Origin of the sequence: Streptococcus sp. 3874 (genome assembly GCF_013276425.1) — a bacterium.
Taxonomy (GTDB): Bacteria; Bacillota; Bacilli; order Lactobacillales; family Streptococcaceae; genus Streptococcus; species Streptococcus pseudopneumoniae.
In genome coordinates, this window is the sequence record NZ_VMLA01000101.1 from 1 (window position 1) to 17,627 (window position 17,627).

Below are 17,627 nucleotides of genomic sequence, written 5' to 3' on the forward strand. Positions count from 1 at the left end.
TTTTTCACTTATGGTATAATAAGCATTGTATTTATTGTATATGAATCTGGAGAAAAAATCAAAGATATTTTTGACGGATAATATGAGAACAAGGGAGAATATATGACCTTAGAATGGGAAGAATTTCTAGATCCTTACATTCAAGCTGTTGGTGAGTTAAAGATTAAACTACGTGGTATTCGCAAGCAATATCGTAAGCAAAATAAACATTCTCCGATTGAGTTTGTGACTGGTCGAGTCAAGCCAATTGAGAGCATCAAAGAAAAAATGGCTCGACGTGGTATTACTTATGCGACCTTAGAACATGATTTGCAGGATATTGCTGGCTTACGTGTGATGGTTCAGTTTGTAGATGACGTCAAGGAAGTAGTGGATATTTTGCACAAGCGTCAGGATATGCGAATCATACAGGAGCGAGATTACATTACTCATAGAAAAGCATCAGGCTATCGTTCCTATCATTTGGTAGTAGAATATATGGTTGATACCATCAATGGAGCCAAGACTATTTTGGCAGAAATTCAAATACGTACCTTGGCCATGAATTTCTGGGCAACGATAGAACATTCTCTCAACTACAAGTACCAAGGGGATTTCCCAGAGGAGATTAAGAAGCGACTGGAAATTACAGCTAGAATCGCCCATCAGTTGGATGAAGAAATGGGTAAAATTCGTGATGATATCCAAGAAGCTCAGGCTCTTTTTGATCCCTTGAGTAGAAAATTAAATGACGGTGTAGGAAACAGTGACGATACAGATGAAGAATACAGGTAAACGAATTGATCTGATAGCCAATAGAAAACCGCAGAGTCAAAGGGTTTTGTATGAATTGCGAGATCGTTTGAAGAGAAATCAGTTTATACTCAATGATACCAATCCGGATATTGTCATTTCCATTGGCGGGGATGGTATGCTCTTGTCGGCCTTTCATAAGTACGAAGACCAACTTGATAAGGTACGCTTTATCGGTCTTCATACAGGACATCTGGGCTTTTATACCGATTATCGTGATTTTGAGTTGGATAAGTTAATGACCAATTTGCAGCTAGATACCGGAGCAAGGGTTTCTTACCCTGTTCTAAATGTGAAGGTTTTTCTTGGAAATGGAGAGGTCAAGATTTTTCGTGCCCTCAACGAAGCCAGCATCCGCAGGTCTGATCGAACCATGGTAGCAGATATTGTCATCAATGGTGTTCCCTTTGAACGTTTTCGTGGAGACGGGCTAACAGTTTCGACACCGACTGGTAGTACTGCCTATAACAAGTCTCTTGGCGGTGCTGTTTTACACCCTACCATTGAAGCTTTGCAATTAACGGAAATTGCCAGCCTCAATAATCGTGTCTATCGAACGCTGGGCTCTTCCATTATCGTTCCTAAGAAGGATAAGATTGAACTCATTCCAACGAGAAATGATTACCATACCATTTCGGTTGACAATAGCGTTTATTCTTTCCGTAATATTGAGCGTATTGAGTATCAAATCGATCATCATAAGATTCACTTTGTCGCGACTCCTAGCCATACTAGTTTCTGGAACCGTGTTAAGGATGCCTTTATCGGCGAGGTGGACGAATGAGGTTTGAATTTATCGCAGATGAGCATGTCAAGGTTAAGACCTTCTTAAAAAAGCACGAGGTTTCTAAGGGGCTTCTGGCCAAGATTAAGTTTCGAGGTGGGGCTATTCTGGTCAATGACCAACCACAAAATGCAACCTATCTATTGGATCTTGGGGACCGCGTTACTATCGATATTCCCGCTGAGGAAGGCTTTGAAACTCTGGAAGCTATCGAGCGCCCACTGGATATTCTCTATGAGGATGACCACTTTCTAGTCTTGAATAAACCCTATGGAGTTGCCTCTATTCCTAGTGTTAACCACTCCAATACCATTGCCAATTTTATCAAGGGTTACTACGTCAAGCAAAATTACGAAAATCAGCAAGTTCACATTGTGACCAGGCTTGATAGGGATACTTCTGGCTCGATGCTCTTTGCCAAGCACGGCTATGCCCATGCACGATTGGACAAGCAGTTGCAGAAGAAGTCCATTGAAAAACGCTACTTTGCTTTGGTTAAAGGTGATGGACACTTGGAGTCAGAGGGGGAAATTATTGCCCCGATTGCGCGTGATGAAGACTCCATTATTACCAGACGGGTGGCTAAAGGTGGAAAATATGCCCATACTTCCTACAAGATTGTAGCTTCTTATGGAAATATCCACTTGGTCGACATTCGGCTGCACACTGGTCGAACCCACCAAATTCGAGTCCACTTTTCTCATATTGGTTTTCCTTTGTTGGGCGATGATTTGTACGGTGGTAGCTTGGATGACGGCATTCAACGTCAGGCTCTGCATTGCCATTTCCTATCTTTTTATCATCCATTTTTAAAGCAAGACTTGCAGTTAGAAAGTCCCTTGCCGGATGATTTTAGCAACCTTATTACCCAGTTATCAACTAATACTCTATAAAAACTGTTTCAGAGTATAATTATTATCTTAAAGGAGAAAACTCATGGAAGTTTTTGAAAGTCTCAAAGCCAACCTTGTTGGTAAAAATGCTCGTATCGTTCTCCCTGAAGGGGAAGAGCCACGTATTCTTCAAGCGACTAAACGTTTGGTAAAAGAAACAGAAGTGATTCCTGTTTTGTTAGGAAATCCTGAAAAAATTAAAATTTATCTTGAAATTGAAGGGATCATGGATGGTTATGAAGTCATTGACCCTCAACATTATCCTCAATTTGAAGAAATGGTTGCTGCCTTGGTGGAGCGTCGTAAGGGCAAAATGTCTGAAGAAGATGCACGCAAGGTTTTGGTTGAAGATGTCAACTATTTTGGTGTTATGTTGGTTTACTTGGGCTTGGTTGATGGAATGGTGTCAGGTGCGATTCACTCAACTGCTTCAACAGTTCGCCCAGCCCTACAAATCATTAAAACTCGTCCAAATGTGACTCGTACTTCAGGTGCCTTCCTCATGGTTCGTGGTACGGAACGTTACCTGTTTGGAGACTGTGCCATCAACATCAATCCAGACGCGGAAGCTTTGGCTGAAATTGCCATCAACTCAGCAATCACAGCTAAGATGTTTGGTATTGAGCCTAAAATTGCTATGCTAAGCTATTCTACTAAAGGTTCAGGTTTTGGTGAAAGCGTTGATAAGGTCGTTGAAGCAACTAAAATTGCTCACGACTTGCGCCCTGACCTTGAAATCGATGGTGAGTTGCAATTTGATGCAGCCTTTGTTCCTGAAACTGCAGCTTTGAAAGCTCCTGGAAGTACGGTAGCTGGTCAAGCAAATGTCTTCATCTTCCCAGGTATCGAGGCAGGAAATATCGGATACAAGATGGCTGAACGTCTTGGTGGCTTTGCGGCAGTAGGTCCTGTTTTGCAAGGTTTGAACAAGCCTGTTAACGACCTCTCTCGTGGATGTAATGCAGATGATGTTTACAAGTTAACCCTTATCACAGCAGCTCAAGCAGTTCATCAATAGTGAAAACTATAAAGCGATATACTATGCTATACTGTAGTTATGAAACTATGTACGAAAAGCACTGCCATTAACTCCTGAGAACTAAATTACTGATTGGTGTCAAAAAGGACAACTTCCAAGCGATGATATCCTGTCTATATACGACCTATAGAAATCTGTAATATACATGTCCGTAAAACGATAAATTCCCTTTTTGATTTTAAATGAGTATGAAAAGAGAATTTTTTCATGAGAAAACGCATAATATTGAGTGTTTTGACACCTGCTATTATGCGTTTTTTATAATTTTTGCACCTTTCTTAGCCTTTGTTATCGACAAGTATTGTTTTCTAGCTTCTTGTTTTTAGAATGGCAATTTCCCAGCGAAAGCACCCAGTTTTTTCTTGGTAGTTTTATCGATTTGTTCAAGAGCAGAGTTGATGGCTTGAACGGTCATATCAGAAAGAGTTTCAAAGTCCTCTGGGTCAACGACAGCTGGATTAAAGTCAATGCTGACAACTTTCTTATCTCCAGTTAAGGTCGTTTGGACAAGGTCTTGAGCAGATTTGCCAACAAATTGCATGGCAGCAAGTTCGGCCTGGCTTTGTTCCATTTGTTTTTGAAGTTTTTGTGCTTGACGCATCATGTTTTGCATGTTCATCATAAGATTTCTAAAGTTCCTTTCATCTCAAGGGGATAATCCTTGTTGTTAACAAGTGCCTGATTTTCTCTCCTAATTGTTATTAGTAGCATAGCCATCAAGCCCAAGTATTGATTTTATTATACCATTTTTTTAAGACATAGTCTTTTATTGGTGAGAGTTATTTATATCAAGGAGTGATTAGAAATAAATTAAAATAATTATTTTTGTTAAGAGGGGCTCTATTCTAGTTTCATGGAAATGATTTTACTAAAGGTTTGTATGCTTTGTCTACAAACATGTTACCTCTATCTATTTTCGGATAAATAGTTGTCTATTATTATTTTTATGCTAATAGTAAAATCTAAATGGTAGCCTACGATTTTTTAGAAAGAAAATGGTACAATATTTCTAAGAGAAAATACAATGGGAGGGAAAATGAGGTTATTACCTATAAGAAAAATATCACGTCAGTCTAAAAGGTTAGCACTTTTTTTGACGTTTTGTGCTGGATATGTGGATGCTTACACTTTTATTGTTCGCGGGAATACCCTTGTAGCTGGACAAACTGGAAATGTTGTCTTTCTTTCGGTAGAGCTAATACAGAATAATGTTTCGGATGTTAGGGATAAGCTTTTAACCTTAATAGCGTTTATGCTGGGAGTTTTTTTACTAACCATTTATAGGGAAAAATTGAGAATTGTGAAAAAGCCAATTCTGTCACTGATTCCTTTGGTAATCTTATCAATAATTATTGGTTTTGTGCCACAAACTGTAGATAATATCTATCTAGTGCCGCCCTTGGCCTTCTGTATGGGACTGGTGACAACTGCCTTTGGTGAGGTTTCGGGTATTGCTTATAATAATGCCTTTATGACAGGGAATATCAAACGAACAATGCTAGCTTTTGGAAATTATTTCCGAACTAAGCACACTCCTTTTTTGCGTGAAGGGTTCATATTTGTTAGCCTGCTTAGTAGTTTTATCCTTGGCGTTGTTTTTTCAGCCTATTTGACGATTTTCTATCATGAAAAGACCATTCTTGGTGTTCCTATTATGATGAGCATTTTTTATATCAGCATGCTTTTTGCCTCGTGGCGGAAAAAAGTAAAAGAAAAAGCTTGATTTTAGGTGTTATTACTTGTAAGAAAATAGGAGATATGCTATACTTAGAGAGTTGACTATGCACAATCCTGTGCAACCGCACGAACATCGTTGCTCGTCGTAGAACAAATTTAAACTTTGTTCTACATAGAGCTCTTCTTTTAAGTGGTTCGTCCCACGATGCTAGGCGAGTCTTCACAAAAAGTCGGGGAAACCCATAAAAATCATAGGAGGTGCATAATGAGCACATACGCAATTATCAAAACTGGCGGAAAACAAGTTAAAGTTGAAGTTGGTCAAGCAGTTTACGTTGAAAAATTGAACGTTGAAGCTGGTCAAGAAGTTACTTTTAACGAAGTTGTTCTTGTTGGTGGTGAAAACACTGTTGTCGGAACTCCACTTGTTGCTGGAGCTACTGTGGTTGGAACTGTTGAAAAACAAGGAAAACAAAAGAAAGTGGTTACTTACAAGTACAAACCTAAAAAAGGTAGCCACCGTAAACAAGGTCACCGTCAACCATATACTAAAGTTGTCATCAACGCAATCAACGCTTAATTTTAAGGAGAACACATGATACAAGCAGTCTTTGAGAGAGCCGAAGATGGCGAGCTGAGGAATGCGGAAATTACTGGACACGCCGAGAGTGGCGAATGCGGCTTAGATGTCGTGTGTGCATCGGTTTCTACGCTTGCCATTAACTTTATCAATTCTATTGAGAAATTTGCAGGCTATGAACCAATCCTAGAATTAAACGAAGATGAAGGTGGTTATCTGATGGTTGAAATTCCAAAAGCTCTTCCTTCACACCAGAGAGAAATGACCCAGTTATTCTTTGAATCATTTTTCTTAGGTATGGCAAACTTATCGGAGAACTCGTCTGAGTTCGTCCAAACCAGAGTTATCACAGAAAACTAACACGGAGGAAAACATTATGTTAAAAATGACTCTTAACAACTTGCAACTTTTCGCCCACAAAAAAGGTGGAGGTTCTACATCAAACGGACGTGATTCACAAGCAAAACGTCTTGGAGCTAAAGCAGCTGACGGACAAACTGTAACAGGTGGATCAATCCTTTACCGTCAACGTGGTACACACATCTATCCAGGTGTAAACGTTGGTCGTGGCGGAGACGATACTTTGTTCGCTAAAGTTGAAGGCGTAGTACGCTTTGAACGTAAAGGACGCGATAAAAAACAAGTTTCTGTTTACCCAATCGCTAAATAAAAAGGTTCAGTGAACCTTTTTATCCCGAGCCTTGAACTGTAAAGGCGAGGAAGCTAGAAGTAGCATTAAATAAGGCTTTCCGAGTTTTCGGAGAGCCTATTTTTTTGTTTTGATACCCATACTTTTTAATATGTATAGTGGATTGAATCTGGAATAGAACACTGCTAAAAATTGATTTGAGTTTCCTACTCGATTTCTTCAGATTTTATTTCAATTGACTATAAGAACTGGTATCTGGTTTCAAATATTGGCTTGTCGTCCCTTAACTTGTCTGAATGGCTTGAGCCGTTCCTTCTGATAAGGGAAAAGATATTCTTTAGCTGAAACTGTCTGAGAATCCAAGATAACAGATGGAGAGAAAAATAACCCAGTCTGAAGCACATTAGATGGGAGTTGTTGGAAAGCAGTCATCTAGTTTTTCTTTGCTGCTTTGGCTTTTTCTTTGTCATCAGGGAAAGTGACTTGCTTCAAATCAGGGAGTTTAGGAAATTCTTCAAACATCTTGCCCAAGTTGTCTCATTTTGTAAATTTTACAGCCATAGGTGTACCTCGATTCTAAATTCTACCTTTTCGACACCAATTAGTAATTTAAAGTTCTCAGGAGTTAGTTGCATTGCTTTTTCATACATAAGCATAGTATGACACTTTATGGTTACCGAACAAGTCTAATCACTCCTTTCAAACTTTTGAAGATGTCCTACAAGTTTTTGAGCAGAATATTGCAAAGTTCATAGTTAAGCAACGATAGAGTGAAGTGCTTTTTGAAAACAGCTACACTTCAGGTGAAAAAAACGACATTTCAGATTTTCTGTTCCAGAAATAGCTATCGCTATGATATAATTATTTTATGATTATTACTATTCCTATAAAAAACCAAAAAGATATTGGCACACCATCTGATTCAGTCGTTGTTCTCGGCTATTTTGATGGCATACATAAGGGGCATCAAGAATTATTTCGTGTTGCCAACAAAGCTGCGAGAAAGGATTTATTGCCTATCGTCGTTATGACCTTTAATGAATCTCCAAAGATCGCTTTAGAGCCTTATCATCCAGATTTGTTTTTGCATATTTTGAACCCTGCTGAACGTGAAAGAAAATTAAAGCGCGAAGGTGTAGAAGAATTATATCTCCTTGATTTTAGTAGTCAATTCGCTAGTCTCACGGCAGAAGAATTTTTTGCAACTTATATCAAGGCTATGAATGCCAAAATTATTGTTGCAGGTTTTGATTATACATTTGGTTCTGACAAAAAAACAGCAGAAGATTTAAAGGATTACTTTGATGGAGAAGTTATCATTGTTCCACCTATAGAAGATGAGAAAGGAAAGATTAGTTCAACTCGTATCCGTCAAGCTATTTTAGATGGAAATGTGAAAGAAGCAGGAGAACTTTTGGGGGCACCGCTTCCATCAAGAGGTATGGTGGTTCATGGTAATGCTCGTGGTCGTACAATTGGTTATCCGACAGCGAATTTAGTGCTTTTAGACCGTACTTATATGCCAGCAGATGGCGTTTATGTCGTTGATGTTGAGATTCAAAGACAGAAGTATCGTGCTATGGCTAGTGTCGGGAAAAATGTGACCTTTGATGGAGAAGAAGCACGTTTTGAAGTCAATATTTTTGATTTTAATCAAGATATTTATGGGGAAACCGTCATGGTTTATTGGCTTGATCGCATTCGAGATATGACCAAATTTGACTCAGTTGACCAATTAGTGGATCAGTTAAAGGCTGATGAAGAAGTAACTCGGAATTGGTCTTAAGAGCTTGAGTAAATAAAACAAAAAAGAGGTTGTCTGTAACCCAAAAGATAGATGATTTAGTCTAACTTTTGAGATCACTACACTACCTCTTTTTATTCTTTTTCAAAGGTGAATCCTTCTCCTAGGATTTCATGGGCTTCTGTAATGGTTATAAAGGCTTGAGGATCGATTCGATGAATCATTTCTTTCATTTTCACAATCTCATTTCTACCGACAATACAGTAGATGATTTTCAAATTTTCTTTACTATAGTAGCCTTGACCAGAAATAAAAGTAACACCTCTTCCGAGGTCATCATTAATTGCCTTAGCAAGTTGGTCAGGACGTTTTGTGATAATCATAAAGCCTTTGCCGGCATATCCTCCTTCACCAATCAAATCAATAACACGAGAAACAATAAAATCAAACAAAAGCGTGTAGGAAACCAATCTCAAATCCTTGAAGATTAGGAGAATCAACATGAGAATACAAAAATCTAAGATAAAGAGCAGTTTTCCTATGGATATATGAGTGTATTTGTTGAGAATACGAGCTAGAATATCAGTTCCGCCAGTTGTACCTCCAGCATTAAAAATAATTCCAAGGCCAATTCCTAATAGGATTCCCGCTATAAGGGCTGTGATTAGTAAATCACCTTGAAGATCAATATGAAAGGGAATATGCTCAAAAAAAGCTAACCAGGCGGACAAAGCTAAGGTTCCTAGTAAACTAGAATAGAGGGATTTGGCTCCAAAAATCTTCCAAGCTAGGATGAAAAGGGGAATATTAATCAGCAGGTTCATGAGGGAAACAGGGATTTTAAAAAGATAAAAGGTGATGAGGGTAATGCCTGTCGCCCCTCCTTCAAAGAGATGATGGGGAACTACAAAATAAGTCAGTCCAAAAGCATAAATAGCAGCACCTAGTAAAATGGTAAAAATGGGGTAAATTTTTTTAATCATAGGACACCTCTTTTCTTATAAGTTGATTATATCAAATTTTACAGAAAATTTGATTGACTCCATTAGGATTTTTAATCTTTTTTTTGATATAATTAGAAGCAAGGAAACCAATCTGAATCCTAAAATAGAAAGATTGATACTATGACAAAAATTAAGATTGTAACCGATTCATCTGTTACTATTGAACCTGAACTAGTAAAGCAATTAGATATTACAATTGTTCCATTATCTGTAATGATTGATAATGTTGTTTATTCTGATGCTGATTTGAAAGAAGAAGGTAAATTTCTTCACTTGATGCAAGAAGCTAAGAATCTTCCGAAAACAAGCCAGCCGCCTGTAGGTGTCTTTGCTGAAGTGTTTGAAAACCTATGCAAGGATGGTAGCCAGATTCTTGCTATTCATATGTCCCATGCTCTTTCGGGGACTGTAGAAGCAGCGCGCCAAGGTGCTAGTTTATCTACTGCCGATGTGACAGTTATCGATAGTTCCTTCACTGACCAAGCCTTGAAATTCCAAGTTGTCGAAGCTGCTAAATTAGCACAAGAAGGCAAAGACATGGAGACAATTTTATCTCATGTAGAAGAGGTTAAAAACAACACAGAACTTTATATTGGCGTTTCAACTTTGGAAAATCTTGTCAAAGGTGGACGAATTGGCCGTGTAACTGGATTGTTGAGCTCCCTTCTCAATATCCGTGTTGTCATGCAAATGAAAGACCATGAATTGCAGCCAATGGTTAAAGGTCGTGGTGCTAAAACTTTTAAAAAATGGTTAGATGAGTTGATAACATCGCTTTCTGAACATTCTGTAGCAGAGATTGGAATTTCATATTCTGGTAGTGCTGATTGGGCAAAAGAGATGAAAGAAAGCTTACAAGCTTATGTTGAAAAGCCAATTTCTGTTTTAGAAACAGGTTCCATTATTCAAACTCACACGGGTGAGAATGCGTGGGCTATTTTGGTACGTTACCATTCCTAAAAAATAAATAAAATGGGAAGAAATAGCGTTTTTAACTTGACCTAAAAGGGATTTTAGGATATGATTATATTTGTTAATTAGAAATTATTTGGAGGAATCGTTAACATGGCAAACAAACAAGATTTGATCGCTAAAGTAGCAGAAGCTACAGAATTGACTAAGAAAGACTCAGCAGCAGCAGTTGAAGCTGTATTTGCAGCAGTAGCTGACTATCTTGCAGCTGGTGAAAAAGTTCAATTGATCGGTTTTGGTAACTTTGAAGTTCGTGAGCGTGCAGAACGTAAAGGTCGCAACCCACAAACTGGTAAAGAAATGACAATTGCAGCTTCTAAAGTTCCAGCATTCAAAGCTGGTAAAGCTCTTAAAGACGCTGTTAAATAATCAGTCTTTAAAAAGCCTATTGTATCAAGCTTTCTAGCTTGGTCGGTAGGCTTTTTAATTATGAAATCTAGTAATAAATAGAGTTAAAAAGTTGAATGTTCCGAAAATATTGTATATATAGTAGACTGAATCTAAAATAGTACGAAACAATTGCTAAAACATTTATAGAAATTAATTTTACTTTCCCAATCGATTTGTTCTCATCTTATTTCAATTTGCTATACGTACGTATATAATGAAAAGAACTAAATAATAGACTTGTGCGATAACTATTTGAAGCAAGATTAGCTGGTTAGAAAGTCCAACAAGATAGCGAAGGAATCTAACATAAATTTTACATAATTTACTTTATGTTACAAACCCTTCACTAAAATACTTACCATTATCTTGAATGCCTTAGGGAAACATGCTATACTACTTGTATGATTATTTTACAAGCTAATAAAATTGAACGTTCTTTTGCAGGAGAGGTTCTTTTCGATACTATCAACCTGCAAGTTGATGAACGAGATCGGATTGCCCTTGTTGGGAAAAATGGTGCAGGTAAGTCTACTCTTTTGAAGATTTTAGTTGGAGAAGAGGAGCTAACTAGCGGAGAAATCAATAAGAAAAAAGATATTTCTCTGTCTTACCTAGCCCAAGATAGCCGTTTTGAATCTGAAAACACTATCTACGATGAAATGCTTCATGTCTTTGATGATTTGCGTCGGACTGAGAAACAACTGCGTCAGATGGAGCTGGAGATGGGTGAAAAGTCTGGTGAGGATTTGGATAAACTGATGTCAGATTACGACCGCTTATCTGAAAATTTTCACCAAGCAGGTGGTTTCACTTATGAAGCTGATATTCGAGCGATTTTGAATGGATTCAAGTTTGACGAGTCTATGTGGCAGATGAAAATTGCTGAGCTTTCTGGTGGTCAAAATACCCGTCTGGCGCTGGCCAAAATGCTTCTTGAAAAGCCAAATCTCTTGGTCTTGGACGAGCCAACCAACCACTTGGATATTGAAACCATCGCCTGGCTAGAGAATTATTTGATAAACTATAGCGGCGCCCTCATTATCGTCAGCCACGACCGTTATTTCTTGGATAAGGTTGCGACGATTACGCTGGATTTGACCAAGCATTCCTTGGATCGCTATGTGGGGAATTACTCTCGTTTTGTTGAGTTGAAGGAGCAGAAGCTAGCTACTGAAGCAAAAAACTATGAAAAGCAACAAAAGGAAATCGCTGCTCTGGAAGACTTTGTCAATCGCAATCTAGTCCGTGCTTCAACGACCAAACGCGCCCAATCCCGTCGTAAACAACTAGAAAAAATGGAGCGTTTGGACAAGCCTGAAGCTGGCAAGAAATCAGCCAATATGACCTTCCAGTCTGAAAAAACGTCTGGTAATGTTGTATTGACTGTTGAAAATGCAGCTATTGGCTATGATGGGGAAGTCCTGTCACAACCGATTAGCCTAGATCTTCGTAAGATGAATGCTGTCGCTATCGTTGGTCCAAATGGTATCGGCAAGTCAACCTTTATCAAGTCTATTGTGGACCAGATTCCTTTTATCAAGGGGGAAAAGCGCTTTGGCGCTAATGTTGAGGTTGGTTACTATGACCAGACCCAAAGCAAGCTGACACCAAGTAATACTGTACTGGATGAACTCTGGAATGATTTTAAGTTGACACCAGAAGTTGAAATCCGTAACCGTCTAGGTGCCTTCCTTTTCTCAGGAGATGATGTCAAAAAATCAGTTGGCATGCTGTCTGGTGGCGAGAAAGCACGTTTGCTTTTGGCTAAATTGTCTTTGGAAAACAACAACTTCTTGATTCTGGACGAGCCAACCAACCACTTGGATATTGATAGCAAGGAAGTGTTGGAAAATGCCTTGATTGACTTCGATGGAACTCTTCTCTTCGTCAGCCACGACCGTTACTTTATCAATCGTGTGGCAACTCATGTACTGGAATTGTCTGAGAATGGCTCGACTCTTTACTTGGGAGATTACGATTATTATGTCGATAAAAAGGCTGAAATGGAAGTCGGTCTGACAGAGGAAGCTTCAACCAGCAATCAAGCAAAAGAAGCAAGCCCAGTTAATGACTATCAAGCTCAGAAAGAAAGTCAAAAAGAAGTTCGTAAGCTCATGCGACAAATCGAAAGTCTAGAAGCTGAAATTGAAGAGCTAGAAAGTCAAAGCCAAGCCATTTCTGAACAAATGTTGGAAACAAACGATGCCGACAAACTGATGGAATTGCAGGCTGAGCTGGACAAAATCAGCCACCGTCAGGAAGAAGATATGCTTGAGTGGGAAGAATTATCAGAGCAGGTGTAAAGATGGAACATCTTGGAAAAGTATTTCGTGAATTTCGAACAAGTGGAAATTATTCTTTAAAGGAAGCAGCAGGCGAGTCCTGTTCAACCTCTCAGTTATCTCGCTTTGAGCTTGGGGAATCTGACCTAGCAGTCTCACGTTTTTTTGAAATTTTGGATAATATTCATGTGACCATTGAAAATTTCATGGACAAGGCTAGGGATTTTCAAAATCATGAACATGTTGCTATGATGGCACAGATTATCCCACTTTACTACTCAAATGATATTGCAGGTTTTCAAAAGCTTCAAGAAGAACAACTTGAAAAGGCTAAGAGTTCGACGACTCCCCTTTATTTTGAGCTGAACTGGATTTTGCTACAAGGTCTGATTTGTCAAAGAGATGCGAGTTATGATATGAAGCAGGATGATTTGGATAAGGTAGCAGATTATCTCTTCAAAACAGAAGAATGGACCATGTATGAGTTGATTCTTTTCGGGAACCTCTATAGTTTCTACGATGTGGACTATGTCACTCGGATTGGTAGAGAAGTCATGGAGAGGGAGGAATTTTACCAAGAGATTGGTCGCCATAAGAGATTAGTGTTGATTTTGGCCCTCAATTGTTACCAGTATTGTTTAGAGCATCTTTCTTTTGACAATGCAAGCTATTTCGAGACTTATACAGAGAAGATTATTGGTAAAGGTATTAAGCTTTATGAGCGTAATGTTTTCCATTATTTAAAAGGTTTTGCCTTATATCAAAAAGGAAAGTGTAAAGAAGGTTGTAGCCAAATGCAAGAGGCCATGCATATTTTTGATGTGCTAGGTCTTCCAGAGCAAGTAGCCTACTATCAGGAACACTACGAAAAATTTGTCAAAGATTAATTTTCCCAAATAAGGGAAAAAATAAAAAGCTCCTTTCGGTTTTGATACAATAGTTTCAAAATTTGAGAGGAGTTTTTATATGAATCGCTATGCAGTACAGTTGATTAGCCGTGGAGCTGTTAACAGGATAGGGAATATGCTCTATGATTATGGCAATAGTGTCTGGTTGGCTTCCATGGGAACTATCGGACAGACAGTTTTAGGAATGTATCAGATTTCTGAACTCGTCACATCCATTCTCGTCAACCCATTTGGCGGAGTCATTTCAGACCGTTTTTCTCGTCGTAAGATTTTAATGACGACGGACCTTGTTTGTGGGATTCTTTGTCTGGCTATTTCTTTTATAAGAAATGACAGCTGGATGATTGGAGCTTTGATTGTTGCCAATATTGTTCAGGCGGTTGCATTTGCCTTTTCTCGTACAGCCAATAAAGCCATTATAACTGAGGTTGTTGAGAAAGATGAGATTGTGATCTATAATTCTCGCTTAGAGCTGGTTTTGCAGGTTGTAGGTGTTAGCTCTCCTGTTCTTTCCTTCCTTGTTTTACAGTTTGCAAGTCTCCATATGACACTACTGCTAGACTCGCTGACTTTTTTCATTGCTTTTGTTCTAGTGGCTTTTCTTCCAAAAGAGGAAGCAAAAGTTCAAGAGAAAAAGGCTTTTACTGGGAGAGATATGTTTGTAGATATCAAGGATGGGTTACACTATATCTGGCATCAGCAAGAAATTTTCTTCCTTTTGCTGGTAGCTTCCAGCGTTAATTTCTTTTTTGCCGCTTTTGAATTTCTACTTCCCTTTTCGAATCAGCTTTACGGGTCAGAAGGAGCCTATGCAAGTATTTTAACTATGGGGGCTATTGGTTCCATCATTGGGGCTCTTCTAGCTAGTAAAATTAAAGCTAATGTTTATAATCTTTTGATTTTACTGGCTTTGACAGGTGTCGGAGTTTTTATGATGGGATTACCACTTCCAAATTTGCTTTCCTTTTCTGGAAATTTAGTTTGTGAATTGTTTATGACGATTTTTAATATTCACTTTTTTACTCAAGTACAAACCAAGGTTGAGAGCGAATTTCTTGGGAGAGTACTGAGTACAATTTTTACCTTAGCTATTCTATTTATGCCTATTGCAAAAGGATTTATGACAGTCCTGCCAAGTGTCCATCTCTCTTCTTTCCTGATAATTGGAAGTGGTGTTATCATCTTGTCTTGTATATCGTTTATTTATGTTCGAACTCATTTTGAAAAATTTATATAAGGTTGCTTGAGTTTTAAAAATAATTCCAATCTAAGTGTTTTTTCCGCCCTTCTCGTTTGTGAGGAGGGCTTAGTTTATGGTAAAATGGTCTTATGAATAAAAGAATGAATGAGTTAGTCGCCTTGCTCAATCGCTATGCGACTGAGTACTATACCAGCGACAATCCCTCGGTTTCAGATAGTGAATATGACCGCCTTTACCGTGAGTTGGTTGAGTTAGAAACTGCCTATCCAGATCAAGTGTTAGCAGACAGTCCGACCCATCGTGTTGGTGGCAAAGTCTTAGATGGTTTTGAAAAATACAGTCATCAGTATCCTCTTTATAGTTTGCAGGATGCTTTTTCACGTGAGGAGCTTGAAGCATTTGATACGCGTGTTCGTAAGGAAGTGGCTCATCCGACCTATATTTGTGAGCTGAAAATCGATGGCTTATCTATCTCGCTGACGTATGAAAAGGGGATTTTGGTTGCTGGTGTAACACGTGGAGATGGTTCTGTTGGTGAAAATATTACAGAAAACCTCAAGCGTGTCAAGGACATTCCTTTGACCTTGCCAGAAGAACTTGATATTACAGTTCGTGGGGAATGTTACATGCCACGCGCTTCTTTTGACCAGGTTAACCAAGCTCGCCAAGAAAATGGAGAGCCTGAATTTGCCAATCCTCGTAATGCGGCGGCAGGAACCTTGCGTCAGCTGGATACAGCAGTAGTTGCCAAGCGCAATCTTGCCACTTTCCTCTATCAAGAAGCCAGCCCTTCAACTCGCGACAGCCAAGAAAAGGTTTTGAAGCACCTAGAACAATTTGGTTTTGTAGTCAATTCTAAACGAATTCTGGCTGAAAGCATGGATGAGATTTGGAATTTTATCCAAGAAGTAGAAGAGGAACGGGACAATCTTCCCTATGATATCGATGGGGTGGTGATCAAGGTCAATGACCTAGCAAACCAAGAAGAACTCGGTTTTACCGTCAAGGCTCCAAAGTGGGCAGTAGCCTACAAGTTTCCTGCTGAGGAAAAAGAAGCTCAACTCTTGTCAGTTGACTGGACAGTTGGCCGTACGGGTGTTGTAACCCCAACTGCAAATCTAACACCTGTACAACTAGCTGGTACAACTGTTAGCCGTGCAACTCTGCACAATGTGGATTATATTGCTGAAAAAGATATCCGTAAAGATGACATGGTCATAGTTTATAAGGCTGGTGACATCATCCCTGCTGTTTTACGCGTGGTAGAGTCCAAACGGGTTTCTGAAGAGAAACTGGATATCCCTACAAACTGTCCAAGTTGTAACTCTGACTTGTTGCACTTTGAAGATGAAGTGGCCCTGCGTTGTATCAATCCGCGTTGTCCTGCCCAAATCATGGAAGGTTTGATTCACTTTGCCTCTCGAGATGCCATGAATATTACAGGCCTTGGACCATCAGTAGTTGAGAAATTATTTGCTGCCAATTTAGTCAAGGATGTGGCGGATATTTACCGATTACAAGAAGAGGATTTCCTCCTTTTAGAAGGGGTCAAGGAAAAATCTGCTTCTAAACTGTATCAGGCCATCCAAGCATCTAAGGGAAATTCAGCCGAAAAACTCTTGTTTGGTTTGGGAATTCGCCATGTCGGTAGTAAGGCCAGCCAGCTCTTACTCCAACATTTCCACTCAATCGAAAATTTGGCTCAGGCAGATCCAGACGAAGTGGCTAGTATTGAAAGTCTGGGTGGCGTGATTGCCAAGAGTCTCCAGACTTATTTTGCGACAGAAGGCTCTGAAATTCTCCTCAGAGAATTGAAAGAAGCTGGGGTCAATCTGGATTATAAAGGTCAAACTGTAGTAGCGGATGCAGCCTTGTCAGGTTTGACAGTGGTATTGACTGGAAAATTGGAACGGCTCAAGCGCTCAGAAGCTAAAAGTAAACTCGAAAGTCTGGGGGCCAAAGTGACAGGCAGTGTGTCTAAAAAGACCGACCTCGTCGTGGCAGGAGCAGATGCTGGAAGTAAACTTCAAAAGGCGCAAGAACTTGCTATCGAAGTTCGAGATGAAGCTTGGCTAGAAAGTTTGTAACAATGACAGAAGAAAGAAAACGTGCGCGTTTAATTTATAACCCAACCTCAGGGCAGGAAATTATCAAGAAAAATATAGCAGAAGTGCTGGATGTTTTGGAAAATATTGGCTATGAAACCAGTGCCTTTCAAACGACTCCAGAACCTCTTTCGGCACAAAAAGAAGCTGAGAGAGCAGCCAAAGCTGGTTTTGATTTGATTATTGCTGCAGGTGGTGATGGAACAATTAATGAGGTAGTCAATGGGGTTGCCTCGCTCGATAAGAGACCTCGGCTTGCTATCATCCCAACAGGTACGACTAATGATTATGCGCGTGCCCTAAAAATTCCAATGGGTGATCCTGTTGCGGCTGCTCAGATTATTGCTAAAAATGAGACCATTCATATGGATATTGGACGAGCTTTTGGCGACAAATATTTTATTAATATTGCCGCTGCTGGAACCTTAACCGAATTGACTTACAGTGTTCCAAGTGAAGTCAAGACGCGTCTTGGTTATTTTGCCTATGTTGCTAAAGGCATTGAAATGTTTCCTAAGACCAAGGTTCGTCCAGTGAGAATCACACACGATCAGGGGGTCTTTGAAGGAGAGGTGTCCTTGATTTTTGTTATGGCTTCAAGCCAGTT

At 39.3% G+C, this 17,627-nt stretch carries 19 protein-coding genes and 1 other annotated feature; of the genes, 16 read left to right on the forward strand and 3 right to left on the reverse strand.

What is annotated here, in order from left to right; translation table 11 throughout:
* Positions 1-102 precede the first annotated feature (102 nt).
* Genes HT703_RS09340 through pta form a run of 4 tightly spaced genes read left to right on the forward strand, consistent with a single transcriptional unit; the run spans position 103 to position 3,487 of the window.
* A complete protein-coding gene (locus tag HT703_RS09340) occupies positions 103-774 on the forward strand; it encodes a GTP pyrophosphokinase family protein (RefSeq protein WP_054393140.1) in 672 nt (223 codons plus the stop codon).
* On the forward strand, positions 758-1,576 hold the full coding sequence (locus tag HT703_RS09345) for an NAD kinase (RefSeq protein ID WP_050261575.1): 819 nt from the start codon (positions 758-760) through the stop codon (positions 1,574-1,576). Before HT703_RS09340 ends, HT703_RS09345 begins: the two co-directional genes overlap by 17 nt.
* Positions 1,573-2,469: an RluA family pseudouridine synthase gene (locus HT703_RS09350; protein WP_054393139.1), complete on the forward strand. Its 897-nt coding sequence runs from the start codon at positions 1,573-1,575 to the stop codon at positions 2,467-2,469. Before HT703_RS09345 ends, HT703_RS09350 begins: the two co-directional genes overlap by 4 nt.
* Positions 2,470-2,512: 43 nt before the next feature.
* Entirely contained in the window at positions 2,513-3,487 is a 975-nt protein-coding gene (gene pta / locus HT703_RS09355) for a phosphate acetyltransferase (protein ID WP_000451580.1), read from the forward strand.
* Between the two features lie 343 nt (positions 3,488-3,830).
* Here the strand turns inward: pta and HT703_RS09360 are convergent, their stop codons facing one another.
* Positions 3,831-4,130: a YbaB/EbfC family nucleoid-associated protein gene (locus tag HT703_RS09360; RefSeq protein WP_023933521.1), complete on the reverse strand. Its 300-nt coding sequence runs from the start codon at positions 4,128-4,130 to the stop codon at positions 3,831-3,833.
* A gap of 402 nt (positions 4,131-4,532) precedes the next feature.
* Here HT703_RS09360 and HT703_RS09365 point away from each other — a divergent pair, with 402 nt between their 5' ends.
* The 4 genes from HT703_RS09365 to rpmA all read left to right on the forward strand — a co-directional run bounded on the left by HT703_RS09365 (position 4,533) and on the right by rpmA (position 6,435).
* Positions 4,533-5,231, forward strand: coding sequence for a YoaK family protein (locus tag HT703_RS09365; RefSeq protein WP_023933523.1), 699 nt, complete (start codon positions 4,533-4,535; stop codon positions 5,229-5,231).
* A 64-nt stretch (positions 5,232-5,295) separates the two neighbouring features.
* Positions 5,296-5,415, forward strand: a sequence feature (ribosomal protein L21 leader region).
* A gap of 35 nt (positions 5,416-5,450) precedes the next feature.
* Positions 5,451-5,765, forward strand: coding sequence for a 50S ribosomal protein L21 (rplU, locus tag HT703_RS09370; RefSeq protein WP_000109141.1), 315 nt, complete (start codon positions 5,451-5,453; stop codon positions 5,763-5,765).
* Positions 5,766-5,780: 15 nt separating this feature from the next.
* Positions 5,781-6,125, forward strand: coding sequence for a ribosomal-processing cysteine protease Prp (locus HT703_RS09375; protein WP_023933525.1), 345 nt, complete (start codon positions 5,781-5,783; stop codon positions 6,123-6,125).
* Between the two features lie 16 nt (positions 6,126-6,141).
* Positions 6,142-6,435 (forward strand): 50S ribosomal protein L27, encoded by a 294-nt coding sequence (gene rpmA / locus HT703_RS09380; protein WP_000916509.1) that lies wholly within the window; start codon positions 6,142-6,144, stop codon positions 6,433-6,435.
* A gap of 240 nt (positions 6,436-6,675) precedes the next feature.
* Here rpmA and HT703_RS09385 read toward each other — a convergent pair whose 3' ends face one another.
* Positions 6,676-6,846, reverse strand: coding sequence for a hypothetical protein (locus tag HT703_RS09385; protein ID WP_171043512.1), 171 nt, complete (start codon positions 6,844-6,846; stop codon positions 6,676-6,678).
* A 436-nt stretch (positions 6,847-7,282) separates the two neighbouring features.
* On the opposite strand from HT703_RS09385, the gene HT703_RS09390 reads away from it, so the two are divergent.
* Positions 7,283-8,200 carry a bifunctional riboflavin kinase/FAD synthetase gene (locus HT703_RS09390; RefSeq protein WP_100103963.1) on the forward strand — a complete coding sequence of 306 codons (918 nt, stop codon included), beginning with the start codon at positions 7,283-7,285 and terminating at the stop codon, positions 8,198-8,200.
* Positions 8,201-8,292: 92 nt separating this feature from the next.
* Here the strand turns inward: HT703_RS09390 and HT703_RS09395 are convergent, their stop codons facing one another.
* On the reverse strand, positions 8,293-9,141 hold the full coding sequence (locus HT703_RS09395; RefSeq protein WP_100103962.1) for a YitT family protein: 849 nt from the start codon (positions 9,139-9,141) through the stop codon (positions 8,293-8,295).
* Between the two features lie 141 nt (positions 9,142-9,282).
* On the opposite strand from HT703_RS09395, the gene HT703_RS09400 reads away from it, so the two are divergent.
* The 7 genes from HT703_RS09400 to HT703_RS09430 all read left to right on the forward strand — a co-directional run.
* Complete coding sequence (locus HT703_RS09400) at positions 9,283-10,122, forward strand: DegV family protein (protein ID WP_023933529.1); 840 nt, start codon at positions 9,283-9,285, stop codon at positions 10,120-10,122.
* 105 nt (positions 10,123-10,227) lie between these two features.
* Complete coding sequence (locus HT703_RS09405; protein ID WP_001284639.1) at positions 10,228-10,503, forward strand: HU family DNA-binding protein; 276 nt, start codon at positions 10,228-10,230, stop codon at positions 10,501-10,503.
* Between the two features lie 422 nt (positions 10,504-10,925).
* Positions 10,926-12,827, forward strand: coding sequence for an ABC-F family ATP-binding cassette domain-containing protein (locus HT703_RS09410; RefSeq protein ID WP_138704240.1), 1,902 nt, complete (start codon positions 10,926-10,928; stop codon positions 12,825-12,827).
* Positions 12,828-12,829: 2 nt separating this feature from the next.
* Positions 12,830-13,693, forward strand: a complete 864-nt coding sequence (locus tag HT703_RS09415) for an XRE/MutR family transcriptional regulator (protein WP_138704241.1) — start codon at positions 12,830-12,832, stop codon at positions 13,691-13,693.
* A gap of 79 nt (positions 13,694-13,772) precedes the next feature.
* A complete protein-coding gene (locus HT703_RS09420) occupies positions 13,773-14,951 on the forward strand; it encodes an MFS transporter (RefSeq protein WP_023933535.1) in 1,179 nt (392 codons plus the stop codon).
* A 92-nt stretch (positions 14,952-15,043) separates the two neighbouring features.
* Positions 15,044-17,002, forward strand: coding sequence for an NAD-dependent DNA ligase LigA (gene ligA / locus HT703_RS09425; RefSeq protein ID WP_172930050.1), 1,959 nt, complete (start codon positions 15,044-15,046; stop codon positions 17,000-17,002).
* Between the two features lie 2 nt (positions 17,003-17,004).
* Positions 17,005-17,627 (forward strand): diacylglycerol kinase (locus HT703_RS09430; protein ID WP_172930051.1); only part of this gene is annotated, 623 nt, incomplete at its 3' end.

Coding starts and splice junctions, on each gene's coding strand:
- HT703_RS09340 (WP_054393140.1), top strand. CDS start 103: ATGACCTTAGAATGGGAAGAATTTCTAGATCCTTACATTCAAGCTGTT.
- HT703_RS09345 (WP_050261575.1), top strand. CDS start 758: ATGAAGAATACAGGTAAACGAATTGATCTGATAGCCAATAGAAAACCG.
- HT703_RS09350 (WP_054393139.1), top strand. CDS start 1,573: ATGAGGTTTGAATTTATCGCAGATGAGCATGTCAAGGTTAAGACCTTC.
- pta (WP_000451580.1), top strand. CDS start 2,513: ATGGAAGTTTTTGAAAGTCTCAAAGCCAACCTTGTTGGTAAAAATGCT.
- HT703_RS09360 (WP_023933521.1), bottom strand. CDS start 4,130: ATGATGAACATGCAAAACATGATGCGTCAAGCACAAAAACTTCAAAAA.
- HT703_RS09365 (WP_023933523.1), top strand. CDS start 4,533: ATGGGAGGGAAAATGAGGTTATTACCTATAAGAAAAATATCACGTCAG.
- rplU (WP_000109141.1), top strand. CDS start 5,451: ATGAGCACATACGCAATTATCAAAACTGGCGGAAAACAAGTTAAAGTT.
- HT703_RS09375 (WP_023933525.1), top strand. CDS start 5,781: ATGATACAAGCAGTCTTTGAGAGAGCCGAAGATGGCGAGCTGAGGAAT.
- rpmA (WP_000916509.1), top strand. CDS start 6,142: ATGTTAAAAATGACTCTTAACAACTTGCAACTTTTCGCCCACAAAAAA.
- HT703_RS09385 (WP_171043512.1), bottom strand. CDS start 6,846: ATGACTGCTTTCCAACAACTCCCATCTAATGTGCTTCAGACTGGGTTA.
- HT703_RS09390 (WP_100103963.1), top strand. CDS start 7,283: ATGATTATTACTATTCCTATAAAAAACCAAAAAGATATTGGCACACCA.
- HT703_RS09395 (WP_100103962.1), bottom strand. CDS start 9,141: ATGATTAAAAAAATTTACCCCATTTTTACCATTTTACTAGGTGCTGCT.
- HT703_RS09400 (WP_023933529.1), top strand. CDS start 9,283: ATGACAAAAATTAAGATTGTAACCGATTCATCTGTTACTATTGAACCT.
- HT703_RS09405 (WP_001284639.1), top strand. CDS start 10,228: ATGGCAAACAAACAAGATTTGATCGCTAAAGTAGCAGAAGCTACAGAA.
- HT703_RS09410 (WP_138704240.1), top strand. CDS start 10,926: ATGATTATTTTACAAGCTAATAAAATTGAACGTTCTTTTGCAGGAGAG.
- HT703_RS09415 (WP_138704241.1), top strand. CDS start 12,830: ATGGAACATCTTGGAAAAGTATTTCGTGAATTTCGAACAAGTGGAAAT.
- HT703_RS09420 (WP_023933535.1), top strand. CDS start 13,773: ATGAATCGCTATGCAGTACAGTTGATTAGCCGTGGAGCTGTTAACAGG.
- ligA (WP_172930050.1), top strand. CDS start 15,044: ATGAATAAAAGAATGAATGAGTTAGTCGCCTTGCTCAATCGCTATGCG.